Source organism: Parafrankia elaeagni (genome assembly GCF_000374165.1).
GTDB lineage: Bacteria > Actinomycetota > Actinomycetes > Frankiales > Frankiaceae > Parafrankia > Parafrankia elaeagni.
Map to the genome: position 1 here is coordinate 16,325 of NZ_KB893721.1, position 12,606 is coordinate 28,930.

Annotated in this window: 5 protein-coding genes; 3 read left to right on the forward strand and 2 right to left on the reverse strand. The window is 73.2% G+C overall.

The window, feature by feature from the left end:
• Window positions 1-259: 259 nt before the first annotated feature.
• From B207_RS33820 to B207_RS0113850, 3 genes are all read left to right on the forward strand, one after another.
• A complete protein-coding gene (locus B207_RS33820; RefSeq protein ID WP_018637144.1) occupies window positions 260-6,838 on the forward strand; it encodes an SDR family NAD(P)-dependent oxidoreductase in 6,579 nt (2,192 codons plus the stop codon).
• A gap of 385 nt (window positions 6,839-7,223) precedes the next feature.
• A complete protein-coding gene (locus tag B207_RS36900; RefSeq protein ID WP_018637145.1) occupies window positions 7,224-7,901 on the forward strand; it encodes a TetR/AcrR family transcriptional regulator in 678 nt (225 codons plus the stop codon).
• Window positions 7,902-8,339: 438 nt separating this feature from the next.
• Entirely contained in the window at window positions 8,340-8,786 is a 447-nt protein-coding gene (locus B207_RS0113850) for a nuclear transport factor 2 family protein (RefSeq protein WP_018637147.1), read from the forward strand.
• 165 nt (window positions 8,787-8,951) lie between these two features.
• Here B207_RS0113850 and B207_RS39730 read toward each other — a convergent pair whose 3' ends face one another.
• Together B207_RS39730 and B207_RS41400 are read right to left on the reverse strand one after the other, a co-directional pair.
• Window positions 8,952-9,314, reverse strand: coding sequence for a hypothetical protein (locus B207_RS39730; RefSeq protein WP_018637148.1), 363 nt, complete (start codon window positions 9,312-9,314; stop codon window positions 8,952-8,954).
• Window positions 9,315-9,428: 114 nt separating this feature from the next.
• A complete protein-coding gene (locus B207_RS41400) occupies window positions 9,429-12,605 on the reverse strand; it encodes an ATP-binding cassette domain-containing protein (RefSeq protein WP_018637149.1) in 3,177 nt (1,058 codons plus the stop codon).
• Window position 12,606: the final 1 nt, after the last annotated feature.

Sequence of the window (12,606 nt, forward strand, 5' to 3'; positions counted from 1 at the left end):
ATCGTCTGCCCTGCTTGCGTGCCTGGTGTAAGCCCAAGAAAGCTCACCGCGGCACAAAGGATGCGCGGTGGCGGGATAGCAATGCCTGCTTTCGCCGCACTCCGCACGTTATGTGGCTGCGCCCGCACGTCCAGGGCTCCAGCGTTTTATGCAACCGCTGTCTGCACTGTTCCCAATTTCGGAGACGGACAATTCCATGGCCAAACACACCCCTTCCCCGGATACGACCCGAACGAACAGCGACCTACCAGACACCGAGATGGTCGCGATCGTCGGAATTGGATGCCGGCTGCCCGGAGGGGTGACCTCCCCCGAGCCGCTGTGGCGCGTCCTGCACAACAGTGTCAATGCCGTCACCGACATTCCAGGAGACCGCTGGGACGCGGACGCCTACTACGACCCGGAGCCTTCCGTCCCCGGCCGGATGTGCAGCCGCTGGGGCGGGTTCCTCGACGACGTCGGCGGCTTCGACACCGAGTTCTTCACGATCAGCCGGGCCGAGGCGCTGGCGATGGATCCGCAGCAGCGAGTGCTGCTCGAGGTCGCCTGGGAGGCCCTGGAACAGGCCGGCATCCCGCCGGCTTCGGTCGCGGGGACCCGCACCGGCGTGTACACCGGGATGTCGACCGTGGACTACCTGCTGCGCAGCCAGCTCGGCGGCGCCGCGTCGAGCCCCTACTCGGCCACCGGCAACGCGCACAGTGTCGCGTCCGGCCGGATCTCCTACCTGCTCGGCGCGCACGGCCCCGCGGTGTCCGTCGACACCGCGTGCTCGTCGTCGCTGCTGGCCGTGAACATGGCGGCCCGCAGCCTGCTCTCCGGCGAGACGGACATGGCGCTGGCCGGCGGGATCAACCTGGTCCTGGGCCCGGAGACGGGCATCGCCTTCTCGAACTGGGGAATGCTCTCGCCGCGTGGGCGGTGCGCCCCGTTCGATGCCGAGGCCGATGGTTTCGTCCGGGCCGAAGGCTGCGGGATCATTGTCCTGAAACGCCTGAGTGACGCCGCCAGGGCCGGCGATCGGGTTCTCGCTCTGATCCGGGGCGGGGCGGTGAACCAGGACGGCCGGTCGAACGGGCTGACGCAGCCGTCGCAGCCGGCGCAGGAGGCGCTGCTGCGGGAGGCGCTGGCGGCCACCGGGATCGACCCCGCGCAGATCGGCCTGGTGGAGACCCACGGCACGGGCACCCCGGTGGGTGATCCCGTCGAGTTCGGAGCACTCGCGGCGGTGTACGGGACGGGGGAGAATCCGTGCGCGCTGGGTTCGATCAAATCGAACATCGGCCACCTCGAGGCCGCGTCGGGTATCGCGGGCCTCATCAAGGCCGTGCTGTGTCTGCAGCGCGGTGTCATCCCGCCCAATCTGCACTTCCGGTCCTGGAATCCCAGCATCGACCACGGCGGCAGCCGCTTCTTCGTACCCACTGAGACGGTCAGCTGGCCGGTTCCTGACGGGCCGCGCCTCGCCGCCGTCTCGTCGTTCGGGTTCAGCGGGACCAATGCGCATGTGCTGCTCCAGTCCGCCGCTCCGGCGGTCCTCCCCCGCCAGCGGACCGCCCGCACCGCCGCCGACGTCACCGGGGCGCGCACCACCCAGGCAGCCGCGCCGGTCACACCGGTCACGGAGGTCACGCCGGCCGCGGAGGGTACGCGGGGCACGCCGGGCACCCGGGGCACGCGGGACGTCCCGCACCCGCTGGTCATCCCCGTGTCCGCGAGTTCGCCGGCGGCGCTGGCCCGGACCGCCGACAGCCTCGCCGACTGGCTTGACGACCACGTGGACGTCGCCCTGCGCGACATCGGGTGGACGCTGGCGCGGCGCCGCGGCAACCGTCAGGCGCGGCTGGCGATCACGGCCGCCGACCGCGGCGAGCTGGTCGAGCAGCTCCGCGGCTTCGCCCGCGGCGAGTCCTCGCCCGGGACCGAATCCCGCACGACCCGGGTCCGGGTTCCCGGCCCGGTCTTCGTGTTCTCCGGCCAGGGTTCGCAGTGGGCGGGCATGGGCCGCGAGCTCCTCGAGCGGGAGGCCGCCTTCGCGGCGACGATCGCGCAGGTGGAGCCGCTCGTCCAGGCCGAGTCCGGGTTCTCCGTGACGGGTGAGCTGACCAGTGCCGCGCCCTCGGCCGCCATCGACCGCGTCCAGCCGGTGATCTTCGCGATGCAGGTGGCGCTGGCGGCGAGCTGGCGGGCGCACGGTGTCGAGCCCGCGGGAGTGCTGGGTCATTCGATGGGTGAGGCGGCGGCCGCGGTGGTGAGCGGCGCCCTGTCGCTGGCGGACGGGGTGAAGGTGATCTGCCGTCGCTCGCGGCTGATGCGGCAGCTGTCGGGCTCCGGCCGGATGGCCTCGGTGGAGCTGTCGGCCGCGGACCTCGACGCCGAACTGGCCGCGGCGGGCATCGAGGACGTGGTCGTCGCGGTGCTGGCCGCACCGACATCCACCGTGGTGGCGGGGGACGCCGAGCGGGTGAGCGAGCTCGTCGCCGGCTGGGAGGCGCGCGGGCTGTTCGCCCGCGAGATCGCGGTGGACGTCGCCTCGCATTCCAGCCAGGTCGACCCGATCCTGCCGGATCTCGTCGCCGCCCTCGGTGACCTGGCGCCGCGCGAGCCGGCGGTCCCCTTCTTCAGCACGGTGCTCGGCGATCCGCTCGGGCGGCCGTCGTTCGACGGCGCCTACTGGTCGGACAACCTGCGCCGGCCGGTCCGCTTCGCCAGCGCGGTCACCGCGGCGCTCGACGACGGGCAGCGCTGCTTCGTCGAGGTCGCGCCGCATCCCCTCCTGCTCCGCTCGATCTCCGAGACGATCACGAAGGTCGGGCGGGACGCCGCGGTCGTGGAGACGATGCGGCGCGGCGACGACGTCCACCGCGCGTTCCTCACCCGGCTCGGTGCCGTCCACTGCGCCGGCGTGGCGGTGGACTGGAGCCTCGATCACCCTTCGGGCCTGCTCGTCGACCTGCCGGCCACCGCGTGGAACCACGAACATCTGATGATCGAGCTCACGGATGCGACGAACGCGCGGGTCGTGGCCGTGCACCCGCTGCTCGGCGTGCACGTTCAGGTCCCGTCGGCCGAGGGCGGTCATGTCTGGCAGGCCGACGCCGGCACCGCGGCGCTGCCCTGGCTCGCCGACCACCAGGTGCGCGACGCCGTGGTCCTCCCCGGCGCCGGCTACTGCGAGATGGCGCTCGCCGCGGCGACGCAGATCTTCGGCGCGGACACGGCGACCGAGATCGTCGACATCGAGTTCCGGGGCGTGCTCTTCCTGGATGACCACACCCCGCTCTCCCTGGTCGCCGACTACCAGGCGGAGGACCAGGCCGCGCTGCGCATCGTCTCCCTCGGCACGGACGAGGTGTGGGCGGAGCACGCGGTGGCCCGAGCCCGCCGGGTGCCGCGGCCGCGGCCACCGGCCCCGGTCGACGTCGAGGCGGCACTGCGGGAACACCCGACGGCGGGGGACGTCGACGCCTTCTACGAGCGGCTGCGCGCCACCGGGATCCACCACGGGCCGAGCTTCGCCGGCCTGACCGCCCTCCACCACAGCGACCCCGACCACCACGGCGACACGGACACGTCCACCGTGCTGGGACGTCTCGAGCTGCCGACCGGGCTGCGGGCCGAGGCGTCGGCGTTCCGCCTGCACCCGGTGGTGCTCGACACCTGTCTGCAGACGCTGGCCGCGCACCCGGCGCTGGCCATGGCCCGCGACGCCGCGGACGGCCTCAGCCTGCCACTGGGCGTCGGCACGCTGCGCGTGCACGGCGACACCTCCCGCGGGCGCTACTGCCTCGCCCGGCTGACCCGGCAGGAGGCCACCGCCGCGTTCGGTGACCTGACCCTGCTCGCCGCCGACGGCACCGTCCTGGCGGAGCTGCACGATGTGCACCTGGGCGGGGCGAGTGCCGACCCGGCCGACCTGCGTTTCGCCCGGCGGCTGCTCGGCGTCGACTGGGAGGAACGGCCGCTGCCACCGTCCGCCGATGAGGAGGCGGTCGCGGGCAGCTGGCTGCTGCTCTCGGAGCAGGACGACCCGCAGGACCTCACCGACGAGGTCGTCGTCGGGCTGCGCGCCCGGGGTCTGCGGGCCGAGGCGGTGCGCCTTCCCGCCGGCGAGGAGGGCGACCGGGCGCAGACCGCGCTCGTCGCCGAGTGGCTGCGCACGGTCCCCGACTGGGGCGGGCTGGTGTTCGTCGCGCCGGGCGGGGCGTCGCACGTCGACCCGCCCGGCCTCACCCGGGCCCGCGACCGCGTCCGCCGGCTGGCCCGGCTGGTCCGCGCGCTCGTCGAGGACAACGACACGGCGGTGCCCAGGCTCTGGGTGCTCACGCGGGACGTCCAGCCCGTGTTCGAGGGCGAGGGAACGGCTCTGGACGCCGGCGCTCTGCGTGGCCTGTACCGGGTCATCAGCTACGAGCACGCCGAACTGAAGATCACCCACCTGGACGTCGACGCCACCGCCGGAGGCAAGGACCTGTGCTCGGAGCTGTGCGCCGGGCTCCCCGACGACGAGGTGGCCTGGCGGGCCGGGAACCGTTACCTCGCCCGGCTGCGCACGAGCCCGCTGCGGGACGGCGACCGACGCACGGCGGTGCGGCGGTTCGGCCACGACGGCATCACCCTCGGCGTGCGCCAGCCCGGCGACCTCGACTCCTTCGAGTTCGTCGCCCGGGAACGGCGCTCTCCAGGGCCCGGCGAGATCGAGGTCGAGCTGCGCGCGGCGAGCATCAACTTCGCCGACGTCCTGAACGCCATGGGCGTGTACCAGACCGCGGACGGCAAACCGATCCCGCTCGGCACCGACGGCGCCGGAACGGTCACCGCCGTCGGCCCGGGCGTGACGAGCGTCCGGCCCGGCGACCGCGTCGCCGTGATGGACTTCGGGGCGCTCGGGACCTTCCACACCACCCGGGCGACACGGGCCTTCCCGGTGCCCGACGGCATGACGCTGGAGGCTGCCGCCGCCCTGCCGGCCGTCTACCTCACCGCCTGGTACGGCCTGCACGAGCTGGCCGGTCTCCGGGCCGGGGAGCGGGTGCTGATCCACGCGGCGAGCGGCGGCGTGGGCCTCGCCGCGATCGCGATCGCGCGTGCCGCCGGCGCCGAGATCCTCGCCACCGCCGGTTCCGAACGCAAACGCGCCTACCTGCGCGAACTCGGCATCCGGCACGTCTTCGACTCCCGGTCCGCCCGGTTCGCCGAGCAGATCCGCGAGCTCACCGGCGACGGCGTCGACGTCGTGCTGAACTCGCTGACCGGGCCGGCGCTGCGGGCCGGCCTCGACCTGCTGCGCGTCGGCGGCCGCTTCATCGAGCTCGGCAAGCGGGACATCTACTCCGACGCGAAGCTCGGCATGTTCCCGTTCCGGCGCAACATCACGTTCGCCAGCGTCGATCTCGGCCTGCTCGGCACCGACCAGCCCGTGCTGCTCGACCGGCTGGTGCGGGAGGTCGGCGAGGAGCTCGCCGCCGGCCGGCTCACCCCGCTGGAGCACACCGCGTTCCCGATCACCGAGGCCTCGGGGGTCTTCCGGTCCATGGGCGCCGGCGAACACATCGGCAAGCTGGTCCTCACCATCCCGGCCGACGGCGAGACGACGGTCGTCGTGGCGCCCGGCGACATCCCGGTGATCCGAGGAGACGGTGCCTACGTCGTCACCGGCGGCCTCGGCGGGCTTGGCCTGGTCCTCGCCCGCTGGCTCAGCCGCTCCGGCGCCGGCCGGGTCATCCTCAACGGCCGGTCCGCGCCCTCCGCCGCCGCCGAGGCCGTGCTCGCCGAACTGCGGGGCGCCGGCACCGACATCGAGGTCGTCCGCGGTGACATCGCCGGCGGGGACACGGCCCAGCGCCTGGTCGCCGCCGCGACGGCCACCGGGCTGCCGCTGCGGGGCGTGCTGCACGGCGCCGCCGTCGTCGAGGACGCCGTCGTCACGCTGATCTCCGACAAGCTCCTCGACCGGGTGTGGCAGCCGAAGGTCGTCGGGGCGTGGCGGCTGCACGAGGCCTGCGAGGGCCACGACCTGGACTGGTGGTTCGGGTTCTCCTCGGCCGCCGCCCTGCTCGGCTTCCCCGGCCAGGGCTCCTACGCCGCGGCGAACGCCTGGCTCGACACCTTCACCAGCTGGCGGCGGGCCCAGGGCCTCCCCGCGACCAGCGTCAACTGGGGGGCCTGGGCGGACCACGGCCGCGGCGCCTCGTTCGAGGAGCGCGGCTACGCCATGATCGACGTCGAGGAGGGGCTGGACGCCTGCGAGCGGCTCCTGCGCCACGACCGGGCCCGAGCCGGCTACCTGCCGGTCGACCAGCCCACCTGGCTGGCGCACTTCGGCGCGACGATCGACTCGACGTTCCTGGCCACCGTCGCGATCGGCGGCGGTACCAGCGGCGGCCAGGCGGCGAACGCCCTCCTCGACGAGCTGGGCACCGCCGACCCGGCGACCCGCCAGAGCCTGCTGGAGAACTACCTGATCGGCGAGGTCAGCGGCATTCTCCGGATCGACCGGGCGGCCATCGACCCGCGGACTCCGCTGCTCGACGTCGGTATGGACTCGCTGATGATGCTCGAACTGCGCACCAGAATCGAGAAGGGCCTGGGCCTGCGGGTCGCGACCAAGGTCCTGTGGGCGCACAGCAGCCCGACGGCTCTCGCCGCCCACCTGGCCGACCGACTCGACCAGGCCGCGGGCACCAACCCGGTAGCGGCGCCGGCGCCCAGCGCGCCCACACCCGGCACCACGGCCTCGGCCTCGGCCACAGTTACAACCACAACCACAGTTACAACCACAGCCGCCAGCGCATCGGCGCTGCGCACCGCGACGCCGACCGGTGGGACAGCCGGATAGGCGACACGCGACGCCGCCCGCACGACGACGACGGGAAACGGCGGTCGGCCGCCCGCGGCGAGCGCGTTCCTGACCGGGACGCGCTCGCCCAGGGCCCACCCGCCGGCGACGTACGGAACACTCCCACTTGTTTCCCCGCTTTTACTTCCTCCTCCGCGACATTGCCGGATGGACACCAGGCGACCACCATCACGATGGCAACACCACCACCATTGGCGAATCCTCCGAATTTGGCGCTCTGGCGACGCCCAGGATCGATATCCTGCCCAGGACCTGTCCCGTCAGACCATCTTCCCCGTCAAACCAGCTGCCTATTTCGAGACCATGGAAGGCTCCGTCTGTGTTAAGTCGGGTCGGTTCGGGTTCACCGGAAGCAGAACGAAGCATGGACGCGACCGCGCAGACACCGGCTCCCCGCACCGGGGACGGGGGCCGGCGGCGGTCGGGGGCCAGCCGCCGCGAGGACATCATGAGGGCCTTCGCGGCACTGGTCACGGACAGGGGCCTCGACGCGGTGTCCATGGAGGCGGTCGCGGACCGCGCCGGAATCAGTCGGGCACTGCTGTACAAGCATTTCGCGAGTCGGGATGGTCTTATCACGGCGGTCTACCGAAGAGAAGTGGAGGTCGGGCATCACGAGATCCTCGCGGAAATGCGAGCGGCCAGCACAATCGAGGGGATGTACGAGGCACTCGCCCGCGGTTCGCTCCGGGCGGGAAGACAGCGCTACTCCCTGTATGTGGCCCTGTTCGCGGCGGCCCAGCGCAGCCAGGAGGTACGCCATGAGGTCCACACGCGGGTGGACCAGATCTGTCAGCTCCTGGTCGAGCGAACGTCACGGGAGCTCCGCGTCCCCGCGGAACGGGCACGGCTCGCGAGCGACATCCTGATCTCGGCGATTTCCACGATCATGCGCGAGTGGTACGGCAGTCCGACGGACAGCACCGCCGCCCGTCTGATCGACACCTACCTGATGCTCGTCCGTGGCGGCCTCGCCGGACTCACCGACATCGAACCCGCCCCCGCGACCGTCCCCGCCGCCCCGTACGTCGGCCTGAGCTGAAACGCACCCGGCAGTGACCGGGCACAAGCTCCGGTACACCGCGCCGATGGTCAGGACGACGACGGCGCAGGCGGCGACCACTCCGTCTGGACCACGCCGTCTGGACCACGCCGGGGCGCGGCGCGGATCAGGCTCGTGGCCTCCCGTCCGGCTCGGCGACGGGCAGCAGCACCACCGCGACCGGAAGCGGGTTCCGCCAGGTGGTGTCGCCGCAGGCGGCGCACACCCGCGGCCACACCGCGTCGGGCGGGTACCGCGTACCGCAGGAGGAGCAAAACGCATTCCGCATGGGCCCTGACGATATTCGGTCCACGCCAGGGCTCCAGCCCCACTCGACCCCACACGGCCTCGCACGGCCTCGCACGGCCTCGGGCCCGCCTGATCGGCCGTCCGGGATTTTCTTGACTAAGTGCAAATATTGAGGTCAGGCTAGCCGTCATGACCAAAGGCGAGCTGAGCCTCGAAGAGCGTGTGCTGCTGCTGGAGGACCGGGCGGAGATCCTGCAGAGCCTGTACGACTACGGCGAGCTGCTCGACACGCGTGATCTCGATGCCTGGGCGCGGCTGTGGGCCGAGGACGGCGTGTTCGAGATGAGCACCGGCCGCACCGCGAACGGCCGGGCGGCGATCAGGGACATGCTCGCCGCGGTGATGGAGCGGAGCGCGACCCCGGTGATCCACATGGAGATGAACCCGCGGATCACCCTGGAGGGCGACACCGCCCGCTCGACGATGCTCTACGGAGTCGCCCGCACGCAGGACGACGGGCTGACCCGCGTCATCTGGCTCGGTCACCACCACAGCCGTCACGTCCGCACGCCGGACGGCTGGAAGATCAGCTACCGCCGCAACACCGTGGACCTGCCGGAGACCGGCCATCCATGATCGGGCCGATCGCCCCCGGAGCGCCGCGGAGAAGGAGTTCACGGAGGCCGGCTGCACCGACGCGGAGATCAACAAGATGACCTGGGAGAACGCCTGCCGGTTCTACCACTGGGATCCGTTCGCGGAGCTGCCGAGGGAGCGGGCCACCGTGGGCGCGTCCACGGCTCAGCTGCAGCAACAGGGGCAGCAGCAGGCGCAGGTCGACTGCACCCCCGCGACGACCCCGTCGAGCTCGGCCTCGTCGAGCTCGGCCGTCGCCAGCTCCGTGAGGGTGGGCACCACCAGCCGCATCTCGCCGGTGGCCGGCGCCTCCTGCCAGTACCGCACCTGCACGTCGAGGTCGGGCTCGCTGCCGACGACGTCGCGCACGGCGACGACGCGCGTCCCGTCCGGGACGGGCACGCCGTGGCGGGCGAGCAGTGCCCGCGGGTCGTCGGCGAGCTGGCGTTCGCTGTGCGGGTTGGACCAGACGTCGACGACGAGGTTGGTGTAGGCGGCGATGAACACCGCCCGTTCCCGTGGTGTCACTGCGATCCCTCTCCGGTTCGGTGTGCCGGGCGGTCCGCCGCGACGCGGGCGGGCCGGGCGTCGGATGTCACGGCCGCGGTCGTCCGGATGTCACGGCGGTGGCCCCGCGGGTGTTCACGGCTGGGGCCGTTCGTCATCGAGGAGCTGACGGCGGGCGAGCTCGGCGAACAGGCCGCCGGTGTCGGCCATCAGATCCGCGTACCGGCCCTGCTGGACGACCCTGCCCCGGTCGAGCACGATGATCAGATCGGCGTCGGCGATCGTGGACAGCCGGTGCGCGATGACGACCCGGGTGGCCGCCAGGGCCCGGGTGCTGGTGGTGACGATCTCCTGGGTGCGGTTGTCCAGCGCGCTGGTCGCCTCGTCGAAGAAGAGGATGCGGGGCCGGCCGACGAGCGCCCGCGCGATCAGCAGGCGCTGGCGCTGGCCGACCGAGAGGGTGCCGCCGCCGAACGGGAGCACCGTGCTCATCCCCATCGGCAGGTCGGCGATGTCGGTGTCGATGCCGGCCATCCGGGCGGCGTCCCACAGCCGGTCCAGCGGATGGGCGGCGGCGCCGGCGATGTTCTCCCGGATGGAGCCGGCGAACAGCTGGCCGTTCTGCAGCACCACGCCGCACTGGCGGCGGACCGCGGTGACGTCGAGCTCGCTGAGATCCTGCCGGTCGTAGAGCACGGAGCCCGACAAAGGCTGGTCGAAGCCGAGCAGCAGCCGCAGCAGGGTGGACTTGCCACAGCCGCTGGGACCCACGACGGCGACGAACTGGCCGGGCTGGATCTGCAGCGAGAGATGGTCGAGCACCATGGGGCCGTCGGCGGCGTAGGCGAAGCTGACGTCGGCGAGCTCGATGCCGCCGCGCAGCTCCCCGGGGTCGACGCGGTCGGCACGCCGTTCGACCTCGGTGTCGGCGACGAGCGCGAGATCCTCGATGCGAGGCAGCAGCGCCAGCGCCTCGACGCCGGCGTTGACGAGCACCAGCATCATGCCCATGAGCATCAGGAACGCCGCGTTCACCACGAAGAACTGCGCCGGTCCGACATGGCCGGCCAGCGGCCCGGCGAGCATCGTCAGCAGGAACAGCTGGCCGGCCGTGGGGATCGCGACGGTCATCGCGAGCAGCATCGCCTGCACGCTGCGCACCCGCCGCATGCCCCACTCGGCGGTCGTGTTCACCGCGGCCCACTGGGCGTAGGCCCGGTCCTCGGCCGCCGCCAGCTTCACCTTGGTGATGCCGTCGATGATCTGGTTGGTGAACGCGGCGACCCGGTGCTCGGCGGGCAGCGCCCGGCGCTGGCGGCGCACCACGACCACGCCGAGCACCGCGGTGACCGCGGCGACGCAGCCCAGGACGGCCAGGGCCAGGCCGGCCACGGCGGGGTCGATGGCGAACAGGAGCACGACCACCATGACGATCACCAGTCCGGCGGACAGCGCCTGGGCGAGCAGCCCGCCGAGCGCCTCTCGGACGAAGGTGATCCCCATGACCATGCTGGTCAGCTCACCGCTGCTGGTCCGGCCGAAGAAGCGCAGCGGCAGGCGCATCAGCCGGTCCCAGGCGGCGATCTGGGTGTCGCGCTCGACCCGTCCCTCCAGCCGGAGGAACAGCAGGTTGTTGACGACGCCCACCATGGCCGCGACCAGCGCGGCCACCACGAACAGCGCGGAGACCTCGAGCAGGCGCGAGGTGCCCTGCCCGCTCGCGAGCCGGCCGAGGATGTCACCGGTCACCAGCGGAGTGGCCAGCCCGAGCGCCGCCACGAGCAGGCCGGTGAGCACGACCCCGCCCGCGTCCCGGCGCGCGCCGCGCACCCCCGACCCGAGCAGGCCGCGCAGCCCGCCCCCCGGGGGCATGGGCAGCTGCACGGTGAGCCCGTGCTCGGCGAGGCCCGCCGCCGTGGCCCGGCTGACCGGCGTCCGGGCCAACGTGTCCGGGTCGACGGTGTGGTAACGCCCGCGCCGGAACCGCACCGCCACAGCCCGCACCGGGCGTTCGTCGGTGGGGTCGCTGGGATCGAGCTCGGATTCCGCGCCGACCGGGCGCCAGACCACCAGCGGGCCGAAGTCTCGCCGCCACCAGCCCGGCGGCAGCGCCAGTTCCCGGGTGTACAGCGCCGAGCTGCGCGCGACGGCGAGCACCGCCTCCCGCTCGTCCCGTGGCTGGTGGCCGCGGTCGACCGGTTCCCGGACGAGCTCCTGGTCCCCGGTGACCACCCGCAGCACGGCGGCCGCGCGGGCGAGGCGGTCGACGTCGGTGACCGGCGCCTCCCCCAGCCGCACCCGGTTCGCGCCGATTCCCAGCACCCGCAGCGACAGGCGCGCGGCGTTGCGGACCACGGCGGCGTTCACCCGCCGGCGGTCCTCCAGCCGGTTCAGGTGGGCCGCCTCCGCCTCGCGGATGCGGCGGTCGGCGGCGGCGAGCACCCGCGCCCCGTGCCGTTCCAGGACGTCCCACAGCTCGCCGGAGCGGAGCAGGTCGAACGTGGTCTGGCTGTGCAGGGTGCAGGCGGTCCGGGCGGCGACCCAGTCGCGGCCGGCCAGCGCCACCGGCAGTGCGTCGGCGGCACCCTCGCAGACGGCATCGGCACCGGCGTCGGTGTCGGCGTCGGCGTCGTCGGCGGCGGCGGCGGCGGCGGTGTCGGCGGCGGCGGCGGTGTCGGCGGCGGCGGTGTCGGCGGCGGCGGCGGTGTCGGCGTCGGCGGCGGCGTCGAGGAGCAGATCTCCGTCCAGCGGCGTCAGCCAGGTGACGGAGCCGTTCGCGGCGAGCGCGTCGCCCTCGGCGAGGGTGAGCCGCGAGCCGGGCTGGATGATCGTGGTGCCGCGCGGTGGTGAGCCGCGGCCCAGCGCCGTGGCGATCGCCAGCAGCGCCCGGTCGACACCGACGGTGAAGCCGAGCGCGGCCGACTGCGGGCCGGCCGAGGCGGCCTCCCCGTCGTCCGCCATCTGGCGCAGGCGCCGCAGCCGGGCGTGGGAGATCGCGTGCAGGGTCGTCCCGGGCAGGGGCACGAGCAGGAGCCGCCAGGTCCCGGTGGCCGCACAGGTGTGCAGGACGCTGCCGGCGGGCACCCGGGCGACCGGGTTGCGCAGGGCCGCCGAGCCGTCGAGGGTCTGCCGCACCGCGAACAGGTCCGCGGCCCCGCCCTCGACGAGGTAGGCGGCGCGGTCGCCGTCGAGGTACCGGGCCGGCACCGAGGCCGCCGGCGACGCCTCGGAAGCAGCCGGCGCCGACGCGGGCGCGGGCGGTGTCGGCGGTGTCGGCTGTGAGGATGAGGGCGGTGGGTTCGTGGTCTGCATG

What these genes read in the sequence shown, in the direction of transcription:
- B207_RS33820 (WP_018637144.1), top strand. Translation starts at nt 260, where the DNA reads ATGGTCGCGATCGTCGGAATTGGATGCCGGCTGCCCGGAGGGGTGACC.
- B207_RS0113850 (WP_018637147.1), top strand. Translation starts at nt 8,340, where the DNA reads ATGACCAAAGGCGAGCTGAGCCTCGAAGAGCGTGTGCTGCTGCTGGAG.
- B207_RS41400 (WP_018637149.1), bottom strand. Translation starts at nt 12,605, where the DNA reads ATGCAGACCACGAACCCACCGCCCTCATCCTCACAGCCGACACCGCCG.
- B207_RS36900 (WP_018637145.1), top strand. Translation starts at nt 7,224, where the DNA reads ATGGACGCGACCGCGCAGACACCGGCTCCCCGCACCGGGGACGGGGGC.